Source organism: Aggregatilinea sp. (assembly GCF_036822615.1).
In the GTDB taxonomy this organism is placed as follows: Bacteria; Chloroflexota; Anaerolineae; order Aggregatilineales; family Aggregatilineaceae; genus Aggregatilinea.
In genome coordinates this window covers 1-18048 of the sequence record NZ_DAISHJ010000066.1, presented here as the reverse complement: position 1 = coordinate 18048, position 18048 = coordinate 1, and the positions used below count along the sequence as shown (strand labels likewise).

Sequence of the window (18048 nt, the reverse complement as noted above, 5' to 3'; positions counted from 1 at the left end):
CCCCGCCGATCACCAGCACGTCAACGGTTGTGGTCAAGAGATGCTCCGTTCGGGTGCGGTAAAAAATCGTGGCGATTCATAATGGGTAAATTGTAACACGGATAACACGTCGATCCGGTGATGCGGAGCATACCATGCCGCCCGGCAGGGGACCAGTGGCAGCCCTCACCCGCCGCGCCGCCAATCGACGCTTTAAAACGTGTAGGGGCAATTCATGAATTGCCCCTAACGGTTGAGCGTGTTTTTGGGTAGGGGCGTATGGCTATACGCCCCTACGGGATGTGTGATTCTATGGGCTAGATCACCAGTCGCATCGGGTTCTCGATCAGCGTCTTGAACGCCTTCATGAACTCCGCGCCCTCCGCGCCGTTGCTGACGCGGTGGTCGATGCTGATCGTCGCCTTCATGATCATGCCGATGCCGATGGTGTCATCCGCCAGCACGACCGGCGTCTTGTGCGCCGTGCCGATGGCGAGGATGCCCGCTTCCGGCGGGTTGATGATCGCGATGAAGTGATCCACATCGTACGGGCCGAGATTGCTGACGCTGAAGGTGCTGCCTTCGACGTCTTCCGGCTTGATCTTGCCGTCACGCGCGCGCGCAATCATCTCGCGGTTCGCGGCGGCCATCGTGCCCAGCGCGGTCTTGTCCGCGTCCTGCGCCACGACGTTGATCAGCCCGCCGTCCGGTGTGGCGACCGCGATGCCGATGTTGACGCGGTTGTGCTTGACGACCTTATCGCCGTAGTAGTGCGAGTTCAGATTCGGGAACTGGCGCAGCGTCAGGGCGGTTGCTTTGACGATCAGGTCGTTGACCGTGATCTTCGCCGCGTCGTCGTCCAGGCTCGCGTTGAGCTGGCGGCGCAGATCCATCAGCGCGGTGACGTCGATGCTGCTGGTCACGTAGAAGTGCGGGACCTGCTGCTTGCTCTGGACCATACGCTGGCCGATGCGCGAGCGCATCTTGCCCAGCGGGATTTCCTCGACGTCCTGGTCGGTCGGGACAGCGCCATAGGTCGGCGCGGGGGCTGGGGCAGCAGGGGCGGCGGCTGCGGGTGCTGCGGTAGGCTGCACCGGGGCGGCGGGCGCTTCACCCACCGGGAAGTCCTCGACGTCCTTCTTCACGATACGACCACCGGGGCCGGTCCCCTGGACGCGGCGCAGGTCGATCCCGCGCTCGTCCGCAATGCGGCGCGCGATGGGGCTGGCCTTCAGGCCCTCGGGATAATTGCCGTTGCCCTTAGGCTCAATTTCAGCGGAAGCGGGCTGTTGCGGCGTCGCGCCGGTCTGATCCTGGCGCGCTTCGCCTTCGTGCACGCCGCTGGTGTCACCCGGTGCGCTCTCAGGCGCGGCGACGGCGGCTTCGGCGGAAGCCTGGGCCTGAGCAGGCTTGGCTCCGCCCGCGTCGGCCACGTCTTCACCTTCTGCGCCCACGTAGGCGATCGGAGAGCCGACCGGCAGCACCGCGCCCGGTTCCGCCAGGAACTTCAGGATCGTGCCGCCGACCTGCGATTCGATCTCGATGGTCGCCTTGTCCGTCTCGATTTCTGCAATCACGTCGCCCTTGCTGATCTTGTCGCCAAGCTGCTTGGACCAACTGATCAGCGTACCCTCGGCCATGTCGAAGCCGAGCTTGGGCATAATCACTTGCTCAGCCATCACACCAACTCCTTGACGGCGGCGACAACCTTCTCCGCGCTCGGCAGGGCCATCAGCTCGAGATCCCGCGAGTAGGGCAGGGGCTGGTCCATCGCCGCGACGCGCTTGATCGGCGCGTCCATATAATCGAACATGTTCTCCTGAAGCTTGGCCGCTACTTCCGCCCCGACGTTGAACATCGGCAGGCTTTCTTCCACGATCACGCAGCGGTTCGTCTTCTTAAAGCTCTCGTAGACCGGTTCCAGGTCCAGCGGACGCAGCCAACGCAGGTCCACGATCTCGGCCTGGATGCCGTCTTTTTCGAGCATCTCGGCGGCCTTGATCGACCACTCGACGCCCTTGCCGAAGGTCACGATGGTCACGTCGTCGCCTTCGCGCTTCACGTCCGACTTGCCGATGGGCAGCACGAAGTCGTCGTCGTCCGGCACTTCACTGCGACGCTGAAGCATGGTGCTGTGCTCCACGAACATGACCGGGTTATCGTCGCGGATGGCAGCCTTGAGCATGCCCTTCGCGTCGTAGGCCGTGCTGGGGATGCCCACGTACAGGCCGGGGAAGTGCGCGAAAATGACTTCCGGCGCATGGGAGTGTGTCGCGCCCAACTGCTTGCCGCCGCCGGTCGTGGTACGGATCACCAGCGGCACGGTGAACTGGCCGTTGAACATATAACGCACCTTGGCGGCGTGGTTGATGATCGCGTCCAGCGCCAGGAAGGCGAAATTGATCGTCATGATCTCCGCAATGGGACGCAGGCCGTACATCGCCGCACCGGTTGCGGCCCCGGCGATGACCATCTCCGAGATGGGAGTGTCACGCACGCGCTTGGCGCCAAACTCGTCCAAGAAGCCGCGCGTCACGGCATAGGTGCCGCCCCACACGCCGACTTCTTCGCCCATGATAAAGACGCGTTCGTCCCGACGCATTTCCTCGCGCAGAGCCGCGCTGAGCGCTTCACGGATGGTAATAGGGGTGTCTGCCATTATCGGAGCCTCAATCCACGTACACGTGACTGATCAAATCTTCGTAGGTCGGGTCGTCGCTGTTCCGCGCGAACTCGACCGCATCATCGACAACCTGGAGCATCTGTGCATCGATTTCATCCAGGCGCGACTCGATGTTCTTGTACTTCTCGGTGAGCACCTTGCGGAAGCGCCCGATCGGGCCGCTCGCCACGTAGGACTCGACCTCTTCCTTGGTGCGGTAGCGCTGCGGATCGCCCATGCTGTGGCCTTCAAGCCGGTACGTCAGCGATTCCACGAGGATCGGGCCGTTCTTGCGGGCGTATTCGACCGCTTCGCTGATGCCATCGTGCACAGCCTGCACGTCCATGCCGTCCAGACGCGGACCCATCTTCATGCCGCGCCCGTTCTCGCTGCTGTAGGCCATCGCGCGGCGAACCAGCTCGGTCGCGCCGCTGGCGCGGTCAACCGCCGTGCCCATGCCGTACTGGTTGTTTTCGATCAGCCACACCACCGGCAGATCCCATACTGCGCTGAGGTTCAGCGACTCGTGGAAGTAGCCGATATTGGTCGCGCCGTCGCCCATGAAGGCCAGCACGACTTCGTCCAGGTCCTGATACTGAATCGACAGTGCGATGCCCGCTGCCAGCGGTAGATGCCCGCCGACGATGCCGTACCCGCCCCAGAAGTGCAGGTCGCGGTTGGCGAGGTGCATCGAACCGCCCTTACCGCCGCTCACGCCCGTACGCTTGCCGAGCATCTCGGCCATAATCGCGTTCGGGTCCAGGCCGCGCGCGAGCGCCAGCCCGTGATCACGGTAAGCCGTGATGATGTGGTCCTTCTCCGTTAGCGCGCTCACCGCCCCGACGCCTGTCGCTTCCTGGCCGATGTACAGATGCAGGAAGCCGCCGATGAGGCCTTCCTGGTACAATTCGGCGCAGCGCTCTTCAAACCGCCGGATCAACACCATCTGGCGGTACCAGTCAAGCAGTGTCTCTTTGTTCGGTGTTGCCATTGAAACCCCTCAGACAGCATGAAACAGGCGTCGTCTCACTAAACGCCCGTTACAGAGAAGAAAAGCGGAGTGGCGATAGGAAGATTGTACCGAAGCCATTATGTGATGGCAAACGGCCTCGGTTGTGAGCACTGTGCACACCACATCAACCGGGATTATACACTATATTATTGAGATTATTTTTCTTTTTACGAAATTCTTTCGTTTTTTATTGAGGGACGGCGTCCGGCTCGCGCTGGTGAGTTGTCCCCGGCTCGATTAAACTAGATGTGTGCGCCGCTGCCGCTGTATGGGGCCACGTATCAATGGATCGAGATACGTTCGGTCAACTTTTTAACACAGTGCTTGAACAGGCTGTAGTCGACGCTGAAAATCGCCTGGGAACGGTGTTGTCGCGCAGTCTGGAAATTGAGCTGCATGGCGCTGGTCATCACGGCGACCGGTTGAGTCCTGCCGCTGCTCTGAGCAGCCTGTATATCGGCCCGGATGTGTTTTACCGGATCATTGATGTTGCAGTGATGGTGGCCAGCCCTCGGTTGACCCGCGTATTCGTGAGAGCTAGCAATCACCAGCCCGGTGATTTTGAGCACACCTGGAATACACCCGAAGGAAATGGGCCCTTCAAAATACTGCTTTCCTCAGTCCAGATAATTGAGTAGATCGTGAACGCCGGACTTCCATAAAACTGTGCAGACCGGTACAAGAGGTGAGTGGTTAGTCGCGCAGAGGTCCATTAAACTACAGATACTTACACTGGCAGCACAGAGGGGACATTCAGATATGGCCCAGGCTCGTTATTACCATCCCGACTTCCGGCACGACGAAGTGTCTTCGATTGTCCAGGCGCTCGACCGGGGCCAGTCCGTGTCGGTGATCGGCCCGCCCAGCGTCGGCAAAACCAATTTGCTGCGGTTTCTGGACCAGGAGCGGTTGGCCGCAAGCGATCCCAACAGCCCGTGGAACCGCTTCGCGCCGCTGGCTGCCAAGCAGGGGCCGTTGGTGGCGATCAACATCGATCCCAACGCGCTGCTGCCGTCGCTGCCTCAAGCTTCCGGCGACATTGCCGCGCGGTCGTGGCCGGGCTTCGAGTTGCTGGTGCACCGCACGACGATCACGCCGCAGTTGTACCCCGTCTACGATCCCCCACCGACGCAGACGCCCAATCCTGAGCTTGAGCGCCAGATCACGCGCTATCAGGACCGCTTCGAGAACGCGCATCCCGACATGACCGACTTCGAGGACTCGCTGCACGCGCACCTCGCGCTGCGGCGGCTGGAAAGCATCCTCGACGCGTCGCTGAGCGGGGCGCGGCTGCTGGGATCGCCGCTGCGCATCGTGTACTTCATGGACGAGTTCGAGGGCCTACTGCAAGCTATGCCCAACTATTTCTTCGTGGCGCTGCGCAGCATCCGCGACCGCTTTAAGTACAGCGTGATGTTCGTGACCTTCACGCGCAACAGCCTGAGCTATCTCGCCGGAAACCGCATGGCCGTGCTGGAACCGTTCATTGAGCTGTTCAACGACAATCAGGTGTACGTGGGGCCGTACGGCGACGACGACGCTTGGCGCATGATCGAGCAGTTGGAGGAGCGCACCGTCTCCAAGGACGATTACGCGCTCGGCCTGCTGATCCGCGCGACGGGCGGCTTCGCGGGTTTGCTGCGTGCGGGCTTCATGCACGCCGAAAAGCTCGGCCAGCTTCAAGCGCCCGATTACGCGCAGGCGGTCCAACTGGCGGCGCGGCGGCTGGTGGCCGAGCCGAACGTCCAGGCCGAAGCGGAAACTCTGTTACGCGGCCTGAACGCCGAGGAAATCAAGGCGATGTACGCCGTGGCGGAAGGCAAGCAGGACCAGAACGGATCGCTGCTCCGTGAACTGCTGAACAAGTCGATGCTGACGCAGAATCCGAGCGGGCAGGGCGTGCGGATCTCGCCGCCAGTGCTGGCCGCGTACATCCGCAACCATCCGCAGGTCCCGGAGCCGCGCCCCTCGACGCCCCCGGTCACCCTGCCGGAAGGGTAGGTAGTTTTTTTGTATTCACGTAGGGGTAATTCATGAATTACCCCTGCGATCTTCCCCCTGTTTTTGCACACCTGCGAGATGCCACCATGACCCCTGATACACTGTCCGGCCTGCCTACGCTCGACTTCACCGGCGACTTCTGGGACGCGCTCGATCAGCTTGTGGCGCGCTGCCCCATCGTGATCGACCGCCCGAAAGACAGCGCTCACCCGCGTTACCCGTCCCTGATCTATCCGGTCGATTACGGGTATCTGGACGGTACGACTTCCAGCGACGGCGTCGAGATCGACGTGTGGCGCGGATCGGAGGGCAGCACGCGCGTCAACGCGATCTCCTGCTCTGTGGACGGCCTCAAGCGCGACGCAGAGATCAAGCTGCTGATCGGCTGCACGCCGGACGACCAGATGCTGATCCTGGCGCAGATGAACAGCGGCGTGATGCGCGCGATCATCGTGCGGCGGGACACGTAACCGGGGTTTTGAAGGGGCGAGTTTGCTCCGCCCCATTTTCACGCGCCTAACCGCTTCACCTGACCTTGCTACACCTCCGCCACGCGGATCACGACCTTGCCGTGAATGCGCCGGGACTCCATGTAGCGGATCGCGTCGGGAACCTCGCTCAGCGAGTACGTCCTGTCGATGCAGGGCATAATCTTGCCCGCCGTAAGCATCTCGCTCAGGATCAGCAGATCCGGCTGGTTGGGCTTGGCCGTCCCCATGAAAATGAATTTCTTATCGCTGGTCCGCGTGATCCACATGCCTCGCAGTGTCGTGCTGATCATGTGTCCCATCGTCGAGAACCCGACGAAGATATAGCGCCCCTTGGAGCGCAGCGCGCGCTTGTAATCGGATGCGGAACGGTTGGCCGCGACGTCGATGATGACGTCGTACTGCTGCCCGTTTCGGGTGAAGTCTTCCTGCGTGTAGTCGATGACGTGATCCGCGCCCAGCGAGCGCACCGTGTCCATTTTGGCCGGGCTGCACACGCCTGTGACTTCCGCCCCATACGCTTTGGCGATCAGCACGGCGAAGCTGCCGACGCCGCCCGTCGCGCCGTTGACCAGCACCCGCTCGCCGGGCTGGACGTTCGCATGGCGCAGCGCTTGCAGCGCGGTGACGCCGGCCAGAGGCACGGCGGCAGCCTGCTCGAAGGTGATGTTGGCCGGTTTGAGCACGAGCAGCCGTTCGGGCACGGCGGCGTACTCGGCAAACGCGCCGTGACGGGAAGCGAAAAGATCGCCAAAAACCTCGTCGCCCGGCTTGAACAGCGTCACGGCGCTGCCCACCGCCTCGACCCGCCCGGCGGCATCTGCGCCGAGGATCGCGCGTTTGGGTTTGAACAGACCGTTATCCAGGCGGGCGAGGAACGGTTTGGCGTGCAGAAGATGCCAGTCCGCCGCATTGACCGACGAGGCGTAGATCTTCACCAGCACCTCGTCCTCGGCGGGCGTGGGTGTTGCAACGTCCTCAAGGTGCAAGACGTCCGGCGATCCGTATTGAGTGTAAACCATTGCTTTCATGTATTCCCCCGTAGTAGCTTCAGCCAGTGAAGGCCATCAGGCCATGACGTTACGAGATGGTGATGGCGACATTGCCTTTTTTATGCCCCTGTTCAACGTACCGGTGCGCCTCAACAATTTGGTCCATCGGGTAGCACCGGTCGATGACCGGTTTTATGGTGCCTGCTTCCAGCAGATCTTTGAGGATGTGCAGCTCTTCGAGCTTTTCGCCGCTGCCGGAATCGCGGTGCACGTTGATGTAGCTGCCGGAGTTTTTGAGCAGCTTTTTGGCCTGCGAGGCGGGCAGCTTGCCCACGGCGTCGAACACAACGTCATACGTCTCGCCGCGTCGGGTGAAATCTTCGCGCGTGTAGTCGATGACCCGGTCAGCGCCCAACGCCTGTACCCATTCGAGATTCGAGGTGCTGCATACGCCGGTTACGTCAGCGCCAAAGTGACGCCGCGCAAGCTGTACCGCGTACGTCCCGACTGCGCCTGAGGCCCCATAGATCAGCACTTTCTGCCCAGGTTGAATGTTTCCTTTTTTCAGGCATCGCAGCGCGGTCATCCCACCGCCCGGAACGGCGGCAGCTTCTTCATAGGTGAGCGCAGCCGGTTTGATCACGAGCATGCCGCCTTCAGGCAGGCATTTGTACTCGGCATAGCCCCCGAAATTCACGTCGAAGGTCGAAGCAAGGATCGCGTCACCGGCCTTGAAGCGGGTCACCGCCCGGCCCACCGCTTCGACGTCTCCGGCCAGCTCCATCCCCAGAACGGGCCGTTTGGGGTGTCGAATGCCCAGATACAGCCGCGCGAAGAGCCACTGCCCGCGCGGGACGTCGAAACGCCGCATCCGCACGTCCCCGATAGTGACGGTCGTGGCGCGAACCTTGGCCAGAACTTCGTTTTCGCGTGGGACTGGCTTCGGTATTTCCACGAGATGAAGGACGTCCGGCGGTCCGTAGCGGGTATACACGATCGCTTTCATGGACATCCCATACGCTGGCTTGATAAAGGTGACTCTGAACGATTCTGCATCTAACTGCTGCGGCCTACCGTGAGCACGACGCTGGCGGTTTTGCCCCCGGCCTCGACGTAGCGATGTGCCTCGGCGGCTTGCTCCAGCGGGTAACACCGGTCGATGACGGCTTTGATCGCGCCTTCCTCGACGAGCGTTTTGACGTGTTCCAGGCCAGCCTGGTTTTCGACCGACAGCGCGCAGATCACCTTTTTGCCGCCGCCGAGTGAAGTCCGCAGCATCTGAAAGATCTGTTTCATCTTGAAGCTGGCCAACAGGTAGCGCCCGTTGGGCGTGAGAGAGGCTTTGCAGCGCGCAAACGAGCTTTTGTTCAGGATGTCGAAGATCAGGTCGTAAGTTTCGCGGTTTTGGGTGAAGTCTTCGCGGGTGTAGTCGATGACGTGATCGGCCCCCAGCGCCTTGACGAGTTCGACGCGCGGCGTGCTGCATACGCCGGTTACTTCCGCCCCGGCATGTTTGGCGAGCTGGACCGCCGAGCCGATGCCGCCGGACGCGCCGTTGATCAGCACCTTCTGGCCGGGCCGGATGTTTACCTTCTTGAGCAGATTTCCCGCCGTCAGCGCACCGTAGGGAATGGTGGCAGCTTCTTCGTAGGACACATTGGCGGGCATGGCGGTCACCGTGCCGGTTTCGGACATGCACAGGTACTCGGCATACGCGCCGAAGCTGGCCCCGCGATAGCCGAATACGCGGTCGCCCGGCTTTAAGCGCGTGACCGCCGAACCGGCGGCTTCGACTTCTCCGGCAAATTCGCTGCCCAGGACCGGTTTGCGCGGCTTGCGCATGCCGAAAGCGAGCCGTGACGGGAGCCACAGCAGGGCGGGCATGGAAAAATTGCGCGGCGAGACGGTGTTGAATTTCCGCGCCAGAACGTCCCCAAAGCTGACGGGAACTGCAAAAACCCGGATCAGGATCTCATTATCCTTTGGCACGGGTTTTTCGATCTCGACAGGGTGAAGGACGTCAGGTGGTCCGTAGGACGTGTAGACAACTGCTTTCATGCGGCGCCCCAATTCTGCTCTTAACGTGAGCGTTATCTGCTGGCTTCTGCTGTTTTATACGGAAAACCGCCGACCGGGTTGCACGCACGGCAGCGCAGCACCGGGGTCCGCGTGTGCGGATCCCGGTGCTGGTGGGCCTGTAAGAGTGGAGTGGTAAAGCGCGTGGACTGCCGCCCGGCTAGTCCAGTCGTTTGCTGGCGCGGCGTTTGGCCTTACGCTCGCGGCGTAGATCGAATGGGTCCGGGGCCTGATTTGGACCACGGCGAATCTGGCGCACCTCTTCTTCCGGTTCCTCCGCCGGAACGGGCGACTCGATGGGCGGATTCTCGTCGGCGGGCGGCACGACCGCGTGCTCCAGCGTATCGCGGATGACGTCGTGCGACATCGTTTGCGCGGCCCAGTCCGCCGGGGAAGGGGCGGGCGCGTTCTGGGCGGCTTTCGGCGCGTTTTCCTGCCATCGCGCGACCTGTGACGTGGTCCGGCTGGCGCGGGTTCCCCGCTGCATCAGGTAGATGAGCTGGTACGCTTCGTGCGGCGGCAGATCCAGCGCGCGCTCGATCGCGCTGAGGTCGAGGCGCGTGGGCATTTCGTAGCGGCTGTAGCCGAGGTTTTCCCACACCTCGAAGAACGCTTCACGCAGGGCCGGGACCAGCCGGATCGTCACGGCGGGCGGCTGGCTGGCGGGCACGAACAGCCCCAGGATGTCGAGCCGCGCGACGTGCTGCCGGATCACGTCTTCGAGCGTAGCCTGGCTGCTCAGCGAGCGGCCCTGTGTGGGGGTGAGCAGCGCCAGATAGCCGCGCACGGCTTCGTCGGTCTGGCGCGCGAGAAGCTGCTGGAAGGCGTCGCGCGTCGCCATCGCGCCCAGGTCGTCATACGCGCCGGGATCGGCCTGCGTCGGATCGAACACGACCGTCACCGTCGCCTCGATCGTGACCGGCAAAAAGTCGGATTGCAGCGCGTCTTCGATCACAGGGCGGCTCTCGATCACCTGGAAGTTCGCGTAGGGGCGCACCACCGCGCGCCAGCTCCACGGCACGATCCAGCGGCCCGGCCCCAGGAACTCGACCACCTCGCCTGCGCCGTCTTCCACGAGGTAGTACCAGCCGTCCGGCACGCCGACGACCCAGCGCTGGCTGAACGGCGCGGCCATGAACCACAGCAGCACGAAGATGCCGAGCAGAATCGCGCCGACCGCGCCCTGGCCGAAGCACGCCGCGCCGTTCAGCATGTTGTTCACCACCACGATAATCACGCCAATCAGCACCAGCCCACCGCCGACGATCAGGCCATCTACCACGCGCACCAGCCACCATACCATGCTGCTGCGATAGGTGCGGCGCGTCAGAGCGCGCAGGCCGTGCACGCCGAAGATCCCGCCGAAGCGGGTGTAGCGGACCGGGTTGTTAGGGCCTGTCTCTGACATAGGGCTGTCCTGGGCTGCGGCGAGTTCGCCGGATGGGTGCGCGTGCGCAGCGGCGTCAATCGGGCGCTGCTCCCGCCAGGTTACGAACCTGGAAGGCAAAATAACATGACTCGAATTGTAATGACGAACTGGTTTGCGGCAAAATTAACAGGTCGCTCAATAGAAGGTGTGAGGTTTTCACTCCCGGTTATCTATGAAACTCGTTCGCGTTTCCATCCCCTATCCCGTGGCAGCCCGGCGTATGGCGCTGCGGCGCACACTGCTGATCGTGGCCTTTTTCGCGCTGCTGAGTCTGATCGTGCTCGCGCCGCTGACGCTGCATCTCGGCTCCTGGGTCGAAGGCCAGATCGACCAGGAGGGGCACTGGGACTATTTTATCTTCCACTGGAATCTGTGGTGGATGCAACACGCCGCCCTGACCGGGCAGGACCCGTACACCACGAACATGGTGCTGGCGCCCTACACGCACAATCTGGCCTATCATACGCTCGCGCCGGTCTGGCTGCCGGTGTATATGGCGCTGGAGCCGCTGATCGGGCATCTGGCTGCGGCCAATACGATCCTGCCGCTGGCGTTTACGCTGGCCGGAACGCTGATGGCCGCGTTTTTGCGGCGGCAGGGCATCGGGACGGCGGGCGCGCTGGTGGGCGGGGTGGCGTTCGCGTTCACGCCGTACATGCTCGATCACGCCGCCAGCGATCACCTGAACCTGATCGGCGTCTTCTGGATGCCGCTGGCGCTGCTGCTCTGGGACCGGATCGCCACGACGCGCCGGATCGGGTGGGTGACGGCGTTGGGCGTGGCCGCATGGGGCATGTGGCTGACCGATCCGCTGGTGCTGCTGTGGGCCGCGCTGCTGCTGACGCCGTACGCGGTGCTGGCCCTGGTCCGCGCCGAAACGCGTTCCGATCGTACGCGACTGGTCGTGCTGGGCGCGCTGGCTGCACTCCTGGCGCTGGCGCTGGCCTACGCGATCGCGCCGCTGCGCCAGATGCTCGCCTACGACGCGGACGATCTGGTCGCGGCGAACGACTACACCCTGCGCGCCTATTCCCTGCCGTTGAAGGCCCTGGTTGTGCCCGGCGCGGGCGATCTCAGCCTGGGCCGCCTGCTGATCCCGCTGGTGATCGCGGGCCTGCTGGTGCGCCGCCGCCCGCGTGTGCGCTGGTTCTGGCTGCTGGCTGCGCTCCCGCCGCTGGTGCTGGCGCTGGGGCCGGAGATCACGCTGGCCGGGGCGACGATCCCGCTGCCGTTCCGCCTCGTGTTCGATCTGACCGAGGGCCAGCTCCGCACACCTGCGCGGTTTACGCCGCCCGCGGTGCTGGGCCTGATCACCTTCGCCGCGCTGACCTTCGATCCCTGGCTGCGCCGCCTGCGCTCCGTTTCCGCGCAGAGTCTGGTGACCGGGGCGTTGGCGGTGGCCTTTCTGTGGGACGCGGGCGCACTGTCGCCGTTCCCCTCCGCGCCCGCGCCGCGCGCCTATGACATCTACGCTATGATGGGCGAGGAAGACTACCCTGACTACGACTACGTGGTGATCGATGTGCCGTCGGGTCCATTCAGCGGCTGGCGCGAGATCGGTTCCCACGCGGACGCGCAGTTTTACGCGACGACGCATCATAAGCGCACGGTCAGCGGCATGCTGGCCCGCTTCGCGCCGGACAAGCAGGAATATTACGTGACCTCGCCGTTGTTCGCCGGGCTGACGGGCGCGCAGATGTTGGGCACAGGACCGGATATTGGCGAGTTGACGCGCATCGTGGACGAGTGGCCAGTCGGCTACGTCGTCGTGCACCTGAACTGGCTCGCGCCGGATCGCGCGCAGGAGACGCTGGCCTTCATGAACGGGCATCCGTCGCTGTGTTTCGTGACCGTCGAGGACGACGTGGTGCTGTACCGCACGACGAGCCACCCGAAAGGCTGCGTGCCGCGCACGCCGCCGGAATCCGCATCCGGCGACTATATGCTGGATCTCGGCGTGACGGGCGACGAGGGCTTCATCGGGCACGGCTGGTATGCACACGAAGATGTCGGCGGCGTCAGCGCGCGCTGGGCGGGCGGTGAGCAGGAAGCGCTGCTGTACGCGCATCTGCCTGTAGACGGCAGCGACTATACGCTGACGATGCGCGTCACCGCGTTCGACTCGGCGCGCACGGTGAAGGTCGTCGCCAACGGCACGCGCCTGGGCGATTTCACCGCCGGGCCCGGCGGCTGGTCGGAGCAGTCCGTGACGATCCCGGCGGACGTGATCGCGTCGGTGAACGGCGATCTGATCCTGTCCCTGTCCGCCGACGGTATGGTCTCGGCCTCGGATCTTGGCCTCTCGACCGACGCGCGCCCCCTGACCCTGGCCTACGATTGGGCGCGCTTCACGAAAGGTGGGGAGTAGGGCGGAACGGCGAGGCGCGTTGGTGCGGTTTAACAATATAATCCGGCCAAAACCAGGGCGGGTTAAGAACCCGCCCCTACAAAACCCCCTTGGCGCGGCTTTTCTCCCCTCTCCAGCCCAGACTGGAGAGGGGCTGGGGGTGAGGTCGCGGTGATGACCGAATTGTTTTATTAAACTGCACCAGTACGTTTGTGGGTACATTCGAGTTCTGCCTTGGCTGACGGCTGACGGCTAATCGCTGCTCCGCTCACTTTGCAGATCCCGGCGCTTATCGTATTCTTCTACTACCGCAACCTGCGGGGAGAGGGGAGGAAGCGCCGCATCGCGCCTGGTCTGCCGCTGATGGACACTCACTACGACTACGAAATTGATATGGTACTGCGCATGGCGTTCGGTCGTGCCGTGCCCACCTGCCCGATCCCGGTCGGTTTGGGCCGCGCCGAACGCTATCGCGCGTTTGCTCTGGACGATCCCGAAGGAATGCTGCCGCACCGCGTGGTTTTGGCGCGCTATTCGCCCGCCGAGATGCCGAAGGCGTTCCGCGCCTTTACCGTGATGCAGGCCCTGCGCGCACTGCGATATCCCGTGCCGCAGGTGTATTACCTGGGCTGGGGACGCGGCATGTCCCACGCCCTGATGCTGGCCGATTTTCCTGAAGCGCGCGGGATGGACGGGCAGATTCACGCCTTTTTCGCCCGCGTCGAGCCGCACTTCGCGCAGACGCTGGCCTACCTGCACAGCCTCCAGTGGGACGAATTCCCCGATCTCCCCGTGCTGCCGCTGCGTGTGGCCTTCGACGCCGTGGCGACGTACGTGCGCGAATCGGGCACGTCGGAGATGGACACCATCCTCGACTGGCTGCTGATGAAGATCAACACCGTGCGCGAGCTGCCCTATACCGTGCTGCACGGCGATTACACGCTGGGCAACGTGCTGGCGGAACGGATGTGGATCGTGTCGGTGCTGGGCTGGGAAAACGCGCTGCTGGCCGATCCGCGCTTCGATATCGGGTACGCCAGCGCGGCGCTGGGGGCGTATGGCCTGGCGCTCAGCGACCGGTTTTTGGCCGGATACGAAGCGGCGTTGGGGCCGGTCCCCGACCGCGATTTTTGGGACGTCTTCAGCGCCCTGCGCCTGCTGGTGCGTCTCGACGGCTTTTATGACAACGCGCCGCCGGATCAGTTGGAGGCGCTGAAAGCCCAGGCGGACCCGGTATGGTACGGGTTGATCGAGTTTGTTAAGCACCGGGCACATATATAGACCCCGCTCTGGCGCTGCATGGTACAATCTGCCCAATAGTTATCGAAGACGGTATTTTCTCAGTTCCTGGAGGAACAACGCTCTAATGGATAACCGCATTCAAAAGATGGCGCAGGTGCTGGTCAATTACTCGCTTGCGCTTCAGCCCGGCGAAAAGTTCTTGATCCGCGCCCTCAGCCCCGAGGCTCAGCCTCTGGCGCAGGCGCTGTACGAAGAAGCCTTCAACGCGGGCGCGGAGCCATTCGTCTACATCCAGATGCAGCAGGAAGATGAAGTGGCGCTCGAATCCGGCGCCAGCATGGACCAGCTTTCGACCGTCAACCCCATGCTCAAGCTGATGTACGAAACCTGCGAGGCACTGGTCCGCATCGAGTCGTCGCAGAATCCGCGCGCGCTCTCGGCCTATCCGCTCGATCGCCAGCGCGCCCGCTCGAAGTATCACGACCAGCTCATCCAGATCCAGATGCGGCGCGAGGCGGCCAAAGAGCTGCGCCGCTGCACGACCCAGTTCCCCACCTTCGGCTACGCGCAGGCGGCGGGCATGTCGCTGCGCCAGTACGAGGACTTCCTCTACGGCGCGTGCAAGGTCGAGCACGACGATCCGGTGGCGGCGTGGAAGGCCGTGTACCAGTCGCACGAGCGCCTGATCGACTGGCTGAAGGGCAAGAAGCACCTCCAGGTGAAGGGCGAGCACATCGACCTGGAAATGTCCATCGACGGGCGTCTGTTCAAGAACGCGGGCGGCAAGGAAAACTTCCCGGATGGCGAGATCTTCACCGGTCCGGTGGAAACCAGCGTCAACGGCTGGGTGCGTTTCACCTATCCCGCCTACTACCAGGGCAACGAGGTCAAGGGTATCGAGCTGAAGTTCAAGGACGGTCTGGTGGTGGAAGCGAAGGCCCAGGCCAACCAGGAATTCCTGACCGCCACGCTGGACACGGACGCCGGGGCGCGCCGCCTGGGTGAGTTCGCCATCGGCACGAACCGCGACATCCAGCAGTTTACCGGCTCGATCCTGTTCGACGAGAAGATCGGCGGCACGGTGCACATGGCGGTCGGCCAGGGCTACGGCGAGACGGGCAGCGTCAACAACTCGTTCGTGCACTGGGACATGATCTGCGACATGCGCCAGGGCGGGCAGATCATCGTGGACGACGAGCTGTTCTACAAGGACGGCGAGTTCGTCATTTAGCTGTCAGCGGCTGGCGATCAGCCGTTAGCAAGCTCAAGAGCGAAAAAACAGGGGCAGGTTTCCGAACCTGCCCTTGCTTTTTGCGCAGGAAAACCAAAAGCCCCCGGGCAGATGACCAGGGGCTTTTTTGTTGGCTCCTGAGGTAGGACTCGAACCTACAACCCATCGGTTAACAGCCGATTGCTCTGCCGATTGAGCTACTCAGGAATACGCCACGAAGGATACCAAACGGGCGGGGCAGTGTCAAGATGGAGATTGGCAATTTGGGGCCAGTTTGAGTCGATTTGTGCAAACTCCCAGGGAGCGGATCGCGCCGGGGAACACACGTCCATTCCCCGGCGCGATCCGGTAGGTGTTACGGTGTGGCTTCGGTGGCGATCTCGGTCGCGTCCGGCGTGGCGGCAGGATCGGAGGGCAGCGCCGCGAGTGCGTCCTCCGCCTGTGTGTAGTTCGGGTTCAACCCCAGCGCCTGCTGGAAGCTGCGCTCCGCCTGGACGACGCGCCCCAGGGCGGCAGAGGCCATGCCCTGCCAGTAGTACGTTTCCTCGACGTACGTCGTCGTGCCCAGATTCGACATCGCCATCGCAATCATGTCGTTGTAGCGGCCCGCGTTGTAGTACGCCTCGTACGGGCCGAACTGGTACCACAGCATCTGCCACGGGAGTTGGAGCTGGAATGCCCGGTCATAGGCAGCGGCGGCGTTGTCGTAGTCGCGCAGCGCCACGTAGGACGATCCCAGGTTGAACCACGCGAACGCATCGTCGGCGTTGGCCTCGGTTTCGCGCAGCGCCCCATCGAGCGCGGCCTGCACGCTGTAGTCCTCGTCCGTGTAATCTCCCAACGCGGCATAGAGCCGGTCTTCTTCCTCGGCAGGGTACGCCACGATGAACACCCGGTTGAACTGCTGCCACGCCGCATCGAACGTATCGTAAGGCTGTGGCAGCCCGTCTCCCAACTCACCACTGCCGAGGTAGCTGTCGTAGGTCAGGAAGGCGTTCGCTGTATCGTCATAGCCGATGAGCAGCACATAGTGGCCGAACCAGAGATCCTCTTCCGGCGCGAAGCCCTGCTCGACGATGACCGGGAAGCCCGCCGTTAACAGCCGCTTGAGCACGGCCTGATCCCCGCCGATTCGCATGATGGCGCGCAGGTCGGTTTGTTCCTCGACATACTGCACCATCTCGTTGGGCTGGACGCTTTTGTCTTCTGTGTTTGGTCGCAGGAAGGGTCGAATGTCTTCTTGAGTCAGCGCCGCGCCGTTTTGCTCGATTCCATAGTGGCTGAACGCCATCGCCAACGACGCGGGACCGTCGTTGTTCCACGTTTGGTACTTGTGGCGAAAGCCCTCCAGTCGCACGACATTGGATGGTTCCAGAGTCGGCGTCACGCTTGCTGGCGTCGCGGTGGCGCTTGCGGCGGCTTGCAGGTTGAAGTCAGACAACGCCGCCGTTGCAGGCAAGTACGCCGGATTGAGCGCCTGTGCGTGTTCCAGATACGGACGGCCCTCCTCGATGTTCCCCAACGTGATCTCGGTGATGCCGTACCAGAACTGCCACTCTTCGGCGTTCACGCCGTCCGCCGGGGCGCTGCCGCGCAGCAGCCGGAGGACATCCTCGTAACGTTCCTGGGCGTAATAAACCTGGAACGGCCCGAACTGGCTTTGCAGCAGAGTCAGCGGCAGGCCCTGATCCAGCGCCATGTCGTAGGCGTCGGCGGCCTGATCGAACTCGTCCAGCGCGAAGCACGCGTTGCCGAGTTTGAGCCACGCCAGCGCGTCGGCCCCGTCGAGACTCGTCTGCGCAATGCCCTGGTCGAAGGCCGCGCGGGCGGCGGCGTCGGGATCGGCGTAGTCGCCCAGAATCTGCAGCACGCGCGCCTCGTCATTGATCGGGAAAATCACGATGAATGCATTGGCGGATGGCGTCCATAACGCGTCGAAGACCGAATAGGGGATCAGTGCGGGAGCGCTGGTTGGGCGCAGATCGTAAGCGTCGTACGCCAGCAGCGCGCGCTGCTCCGTGTCGTAGCCTGTGATGACGTGATAGTCCGCGTACAGGCGGATGCCCTCGAAGGTGTCATCCGGCTCGAAACGCATTGTCGTCGCGGCGATCACGGGATAACCCGCCGCCACGATCCGCTCGGCAAGATCGATGGTTCCGCCCAGGCGCGTCACCGCGCGGAAACCGATGGGGTGATTGACGAATGCGACGATGTCGTCCGGCGTGACGCTCGTGTCTTCCAGCGTGGCGCGGATCGGATCGGTCAGATCGTCGATCTGGACCTCGTATGTGGGCGGGTTCTGATCCGTGTATCCGAGCGTGTTGAGGGCCAGCAGCGCGGCAGTGGTGCCGGGATGGATCAGGTAGGACGGCGTTTCGTCGATGCGCGGGATATTCGGTACCGGTACCGCTGGCAGATTGAGCATCGCGTCGGGGGGAAGTGCTCCGGCTTCCGGTTCCGGAGTGAGATCGGCCAGCGGCACGATCATGCTGCCGTGCGGCTCCTCGTAGGTGGCCCGGTAGACGCCCGCGCCGACCAGCACCCCGACTGCCAGCGTGAGCACGATCGACGCGGCCCAGGCCAGCGTGC

Annotated in this window: 14 protein-coding genes and 1 tRNA gene; 6 read left to right on the top strand and 9 right to left on the bottom strand. The window is 63.2% G+C overall.

The features are described 5' to 3' along the window. Positions 1-296: 296 nt before the first annotated feature. Genes V7116_RS16675 through pdhA form a run of 3 tightly spaced genes read right to left on the bottom strand, consistent with a single transcriptional unit; the run spans position 297 to position 3632 of the window. A complete protein-coding gene (locus V7116_RS16675) occupies positions 297-1658 on the bottom strand; it encodes a dihydrolipoamide acetyltransferase family protein (RefSeq protein ID WP_324393087.1) in 1362 nt (453 codons plus the stop codon). Next, on the bottom strand, positions 1658-2638 hold the full coding sequence (locus V7116_RS16670; RefSeq protein ID WP_324393086.1) for an alpha-ketoacid dehydrogenase subunit beta: 981 nt from the start codon (positions 2636-2638) through the stop codon (positions 1658-1660). Before V7116_RS16670 ends, V7116_RS16675 begins: the two co-directional genes overlap by 1 nt. Before the next feature lie 10 nt (positions 2639-2648). Next, the gene (gene pdhA, locus V7116_RS16665) at positions 2649-3632 is read right to left on the bottom strand and encodes a pyruvate dehydrogenase (acetyl-transferring) E1 component subunit alpha (RefSeq protein ID WP_324393085.1); all 984 of its coding nucleotides are present in this window, start codon (positions 3630-3632) and stop codon (positions 2649-2651) included. Between the two features lie 305 nt (positions 3633-3937). On the opposite strand from pdhA, the gene V7116_RS16660 reads away from it, so the two are divergent. The 3 genes from V7116_RS16660 (at position 3938) to V7116_RS16650 (ending at position 6124) form a co-directional block, all read left to right on the top strand. Next, positions 3938-4291 (top strand): hypothetical protein, encoded by a 354-nt coding sequence (locus tag V7116_RS16660; protein WP_324393084.1) that lies wholly within the window; start codon positions 3938-3940, stop codon positions 4289-4291. 121 nt (positions 4292-4412) lie between these two features. Further along, positions 4413-5654: a hypothetical protein gene (locus V7116_RS16655; RefSeq protein ID WP_324393083.1), complete on the top strand. Its 1242-nt coding sequence runs from the start codon at positions 4413-4415 to the stop codon at positions 5652-5654. A gap of 86 nt (positions 5655-5740) precedes the next feature. Next, complete coding sequence (locus V7116_RS16650; protein WP_324393082.1) at positions 5741-6124, top strand: hypothetical protein; 384 nt, start codon at positions 5741-5743, stop codon at positions 6122-6124. A gap of 68 nt (positions 6125-6192) precedes the next feature. Here V7116_RS16650 and V7116_RS16645 read toward each other — a convergent pair whose 3' ends face one another. The 4 genes from V7116_RS16645 to V7116_RS16630 all read right to left on the bottom strand — a co-directional run bounded on the left by V7116_RS16645 (position 6193) and on the right by V7116_RS16630 (position 10618). Then, positions 6193-7173 carry an NAD(P)-dependent alcohol dehydrogenase gene (locus V7116_RS16645; protein ID WP_324393081.1) on the bottom strand — a complete coding sequence of 327 codons (981 nt, stop codon included), beginning with the start codon at positions 7171-7173 and terminating at the stop codon, positions 6193-6195. Positions 7174-7222: 49 nt separating this feature from the next. After that, positions 7223-8140: an NAD(P)-dependent alcohol dehydrogenase gene (locus tag V7116_RS16640; protein WP_324393080.1), complete on the bottom strand. Its 918-nt coding sequence runs from the start codon at positions 8138-8140 to the stop codon at positions 7223-7225. A gap of 50 nt (positions 8141-8190) precedes the next feature. Then, positions 8191-9192: an NAD(P)-dependent alcohol dehydrogenase gene (locus V7116_RS16635; RefSeq protein WP_324393079.1), complete on the bottom strand. Its 1002-nt coding sequence runs from the start codon at positions 9190-9192 to the stop codon at positions 8191-8193. A gap of 178 nt (positions 9193-9370) precedes the next feature. Continuing rightward, complete coding sequence (locus V7116_RS16630) at positions 9371-10618, bottom strand: hypothetical protein (RefSeq protein WP_324393078.1); 1248 nt, start codon at positions 10616-10618, stop codon at positions 9371-9373. Positions 10619-10811: 193 nt separating this feature from the next. Here V7116_RS16630 and V7116_RS16625 point away from each other — a divergent pair, with 193 nt between their 5' ends. The 3 genes from V7116_RS16625 (at position 10812) to V7116_RS16615 (ending at position 15459) form a co-directional block, all read left to right on the top strand. Then, positions 10812-13007 carry a hypothetical protein gene (locus tag V7116_RS16625; RefSeq protein ID WP_324393077.1) on the top strand — a complete coding sequence of 732 codons (2196 nt, stop codon included), beginning with the start codon at positions 10812-10814 and terminating at the stop codon, positions 13005-13007. A gap of 342 nt (positions 13008-13349) precedes the next feature. Then, positions 13350-14267, top strand: coding sequence for a phosphotransferase (locus V7116_RS16620; protein ID WP_324393076.1), 918 nt, complete (start codon positions 13350-13352; stop codon positions 14265-14267). An 85-nt stretch (positions 14268-14352) separates the two neighbouring features. Beyond that, positions 14353-15459, top strand: a complete 1107-nt coding sequence (locus V7116_RS16615; protein WP_324393075.1) for an aminopeptidase — start codon at positions 14353-14355, stop codon at positions 15457-15459. Between the two features lie 131 nt (positions 15460-15590). Here V7116_RS16615 and V7116_RS16610 read toward each other — a convergent pair. Together V7116_RS16610 and V7116_RS16605 are read right to left on the bottom strand one after the other, a co-directional pair. Continuing rightward, a tRNA-Asn gene (locus V7116_RS16610) sits at positions 15591-15666 on the bottom strand. A gap of 148 nt (positions 15667-15814) precedes the next feature. After that, on the bottom strand, positions 15815-18048 hold a 2234-nt coding region (locus tag V7116_RS16605; protein ID WP_324393074.1), incomplete at its 5' end, for a C39 family peptidase.

Bases quoted from the DNA above. Each gene is read 5' to 3' on its own strand.
- V7116_RS16675 (WP_324393087.1), bottom strand. From the start codon at position 1,658: ATGGCTGAGCAAGTGATTATGCCCAAGCTCGGCTTCGACATGGCCGAG.
- V7116_RS16670 (WP_324393086.1), bottom strand. From the start codon at position 2,638: ATGGCAGACACCCCTATTACCATCCGTGAAGCGCTCAGCGCGGCTCTG.
- pdhA (WP_324393085.1), bottom strand. From the start codon at position 3,632: ATGGCAACACCGAACAAAGAGACACTGCTTGACTGGTACCGCCAGATG.
- V7116_RS16660 (WP_324393084.1), top strand. From the start codon at position 3,938: ATGGATCGAGATACGTTCGGTCAACTTTTTAACACAGTGCTTGAACAG.
- V7116_RS16655 (WP_324393083.1), top strand. From the start codon at position 4,413: ATGGCCCAGGCTCGTTATTACCATCCCGACTTCCGGCACGACGAAGTG.
- V7116_RS16650 (WP_324393082.1), top strand. From the start codon at position 5,741: ATGACCCCTGATACACTGTCCGGCCTGCCTACGCTCGACTTCACCGGC.
- V7116_RS16645 (WP_324393081.1), bottom strand. From the start codon at position 7,173: ATGAAAGCAATGGTTTACACTCAATACGGATCGCCGGACGTCTTGCAC.
- V7116_RS16640 (WP_324393080.1), bottom strand. From the start codon at position 8,140: ATGAAAGCGATCGTGTATACCCGCTACGGACCGCCGGACGTCCTTCAT.
- V7116_RS16635 (WP_324393079.1), bottom strand. From the start codon at position 9,192: ATGAAAGCAGTTGTCTACACGTCCTACGGACCACCTGACGTCCTTCAC.
- V7116_RS16630 (WP_324393078.1), bottom strand. From the start codon at position 10,618: ATGTCAGAGACAGGCCCTAACAACCCGGTCCGCTACACCCGCTTCGGC.
- V7116_RS16625 (WP_324393077.1), top strand. From the start codon at position 10,812: ATGAAACTCGTTCGCGTTTCCATCCCCTATCCCGTGGCAGCCCGGCGT.
- V7116_RS16620 (WP_324393076.1), top strand. From the start codon at position 13,350: ATGGACACTCACTACGACTACGAAATTGATATGGTACTGCGCATGGCG.
- V7116_RS16615 (WP_324393075.1), top strand. From the start codon at position 14,353: ATGGATAACCGCATTCAAAAGATGGCGCAGGTGCTGGTCAATTACTCG.